A 3438-nucleotide genomic window follows, 5' to 3' on the forward strand; every position below is an offset into this window, starting at 1 on the left:
TAAATGCTGGTGGTGGAATTTTAAGTACTGTAAAAGCTACAAAAGAAGCTACAAAAGAGGAGCTAGTTGAAAAAGCTAAAATTAGTTTAAAAAAAATGTTAGCCTTTGGTGTTACTACAATTGAAAGTAAAAGTGGTTATGGATTAGATTTAGAAACAGAGGTAAAGCAGCTAGAAGTTAATCAAATACTAGATAAAGAACAACCCATTGATATTGTTTCTACTTTTATGGGAGCTCATGCTATTCCAAAGGAGTATAAAGGAAAGGAAGAAGACTTTATCAAAAAAGTTATTCAAATGCTTCCCACAATAAAAGAAAAAAATTTAGCAGAGTTTTGTGATATCTTTTGTGAGCATGGAATTTTTTCGATAGACCAAAGTAGAGAAATTTTAAAAGAAGCAAAAAAATTAGGATTTAAATTAAAAATACATGCTGATGAAATTGAAAGCATTGGAGGAGCTGAATTAGCAGGAGAGTTAGAAACTACATCTTCTGAACATTTAATGGCTATTAGTGACGAAGGAATAATCGCTTTAAAAAATAGTAGAGTTATTGCAAATATCCTTCCTGGAACATCTTTTTATTTAAAAAAAGAGTATGCTCCTGTTAGAAAAATGATTGACCATGGAGTTCAAATAGCTTTATCAACAGATTATAATCCTGGGTCATGTCCTACTGAAAATTTGCAACTAATTATGCAAATAGCAGCCTTATACTTAAATATGTCTCCAATAGAAGTTATAAAAGCTGTCACAATAAATGGTGCAAAATCTTTAAACAAAGAGGAACAAATAGGTTCTATTGAAGTTGGAAAAAAAGCTGATTTGGTTATTTTTAACTCCAAATCTCTAGAATATATTCTTTATCATTTCGGTGTTAATCATACAAAGATGGTTATAAAAAATGGTGCGATTGTCTATAAGATTTAATATTTTTAAATAAATATATGTAAAAGACGATAAATATACTTTAAGTAATTTATCGTCTTTTCAAATCCAGTATCTAACTACTCTAAAAATATATAGAGCTTGAATAATCTGTATTTTAATATCTTTGAAGTTTTGTTATTATTTGATTTTCTATATTTTCAATTAAAGCTATTTTTTTTAAATATTGTCCTCTTTTTTTACTAGGAATCTCTTCTAGATTTTTTTTATTTAAATTTGTAGGAAGCTTCCAAATACCATTCTCTAAATAAGTAGATTCTAAAGATTCCAAAAAAGAATCATAATCAGAGTGTATAACTCTTTTACGAATATACCTTTGAGCTTTATAAATATGGGTTTTATTACTAACACTAAATTTTTCTATGTTAACATTTAAAGCTTTTTCAATTATATATAATGCTTCTATTAGAAGTTTTTTAGGAAAAATTCCATAAAGTTCTTTTGTAGCCTCTTTTATACATTCTTTATCAATTTCTTTTGGTGCTCCTTGAATTCCTCCAATAAATATAATTGGTTTTAATTGGGAATTTTTCAAAAAACTAAATGTAAGAGTAGACAGAGGAATACTATCACTATCTAAAAGTTTTAGATTAATTTCACCCTCTTTATCAAAAAAAGGATACATCTCTAGTGAAATAAAAAAATTATTTCCTTCTTTTCCAATAATTTTAGCTAAATTTATTTTGCCAGTTAAATAAAGTTCACTAAGAAGATGTTCATTAAAAATTTCATCAACAGTTTTGTATTTATTAATAATTGTGTTTAATTTATCTGATGTTCTCATATTTTTCTTCAAGTAAGGTCTATGAATTTTACTAATTAAAATCGGATAGGAATATATTTTTTCCTTTAAATAATTGTGTTTTAATATAAACTCACTAAGTTTCAGTGAAGATTTTAAAGTTAACAATGTTCGAAATATAAATTTTATCTTTTTTTTAGTAGTGTTAAGTTCACCTTTTTTTTCGCCTTTTTTTATAACATTTTTAAATAAAGTTAATGATTGTAACATTTTAAATTTACTCCTTTTTATTTATCTCTTGTAAACAAATTCGTACGTGTAATTTGATATATTTTTTATAATCCTTCAATTTTAAATAAAGGAATTATTACTTATATTAAATTATATCTGATTTTTTTTATTTGAATTATTTTATACATGAATAGTTGGTATTCGATTCACCAAATGCTAAAATCTGAGCTTAAAATTTTTAATCTATAATGTTATACCTCTAATTTTATATAAAACTAAAAATAATTTTAGAAATTTGAAACAATTCAATTACATGGTGGACAATATCCAGATTCGAGACAGGTTCAAGAGCAGTTCCAATCTATCAAACCTCTTCATACGTCTTCAAAAATAGTGATCATGCTGCACTTAAATTAGAACCAAAGTATAAAAATAATGTTTTTCATGTTACAGATGCTTCATCTACTGTTCCAATTTTAAATTCTTTACTTAATGAAAATTCTGATATTTTTAAGGAAATAACAAAGAAAGAATATAATACATTACGATCTTTATATTTTAAAAATAAAGAAAACATAATAACTAAAAATATAAGTACTGCTCGACTCGACTCTAAAAATGCTAGGTATAATCCAATCAAACCAAAAATTTTTGAAAGAGTTTCAATGAAAGTCACACTTGATAAAGTTATCCCATATATCAACTGGAGTATTTTTTTAACTACTTTAAAAGTTAAGAAGACCCAAGAAGAATCAAAAGTTTTAACAGAAGCTTACAACATTTTAAATCATTGGGCATTGGAAAAAATGCACGTAAAAGCAGTTTATAAAATATATTCTACGACAAAAAACGGTGACATCTTAGATATTGATAACAGAAAATTTCCATTGATAAGAAACCAAGGAAACACAAACGAATCTTTATCTGACTATATAGAAATAAACGACTATATAGGACTCTTTATTGCTTCTATAAAACCTAAAAATGAGAACGATATATTTGAACAACTTTTGGCTAATGCAGTAATTGAAGGAGCTTCACAATATCTACAAGAATATATTTCAAAAAATAATTGGAATATCAATATTAGACCAGCCATTGGTTATCCTTGTTTACCAGATCACTCTATAAAGAGAGACGTCTTTGAACTTCTAAATGGTGAGGAAACTAATGCTAGTTTAAGTGAAAATTTTGCTATGACACCCTCTTCAACTATTTGTGGATTTTACATAGGAAATCCTAAGAGTAAATATATCTCACCTCTAGTAATCTTAGATGACCAAATAAAAGAGATTTCAAAAATTAAAGGTATCAGTACAAATCTAATAAAAAAATATACAGGACTATAATTTTTTATAAAAAAAGAGAGGATATCATTCTAAAATGGACCCTATAGGATGGACACGTAAAAAAAGCGAGTCTATCTTGTAGGGCCTTTTTTTTGTATAATAATATTTAAGAGGTGATTTTTATGAGTAAAATAAAATTTACAAAAACCCAAATTGAACAGTTATCTAA

At 26.1% G+C, this 3438-nt stretch carries 3 protein-coding genes; 2 read left to right on the forward strand and 1 reads right to left on the reverse strand.

Going from position 1 to position 3438, the window contains the following annotated elements; all coding sequences use genetic code 11:
* On the forward strand, window positions 1-929 hold a 929-nt coding region (gene hutI / locus ACRDDY_RS08505), incomplete at its 5' end, for an imidazolonepropionase (protein WP_438564524.1).
* A gap of 115 nt (window positions 930-1044) precedes the next feature.
* Here hutI and ACRDDY_RS08510 read toward each other — a convergent pair.
* Window positions 1045-1959: a VirK/YbjX family protein gene (locus ACRDDY_RS08510; protein ID WP_438564525.1), complete on the reverse strand. Its 915-nt coding sequence runs from the start codon at window positions 1957-1959 to the stop codon at window positions 1045-1047.
* Window positions 1960-2585: 626 nt separating this feature from the next.
* Here ACRDDY_RS08510 and ACRDDY_RS08515 point away from each other — a divergent pair.
* The gene (locus ACRDDY_RS08515; protein ID WP_438564526.1) at window positions 2586-3269 is read left to right on the forward strand and encodes a vitamin B12 dependent-methionine synthase activation domain-containing protein; all 684 of its coding nucleotides are present in this window, start codon (window positions 2586-2588) and stop codon (window positions 3267-3269) included.
* Window positions 3270-3438 lie beyond the last annotated feature (169 nt).

This window comes from Clostridium sp. (assembly GCF_051656525.1).
GTDB lineage: Bacteria > Bacillota > Clostridia > Clostridiales > Clostridiaceae > Clostridium.

Excerpts from the sequence above, each read along its gene's own strand:
- ACRDDY_RS08510 (WP_438564525.1), bottom strand. The coding sequence starts at position 1,959 with ATGTTACAATCATTAACTTTATTTAAAAATGTTATAAAAAAAGGCGAA.
- ACRDDY_RS08515 (WP_438564526.1), top strand. The coding sequence starts at position 2,586 with ATGAAAGTCACACTTGATAAAGTTATCCCATATATCAACTGGAGTATT.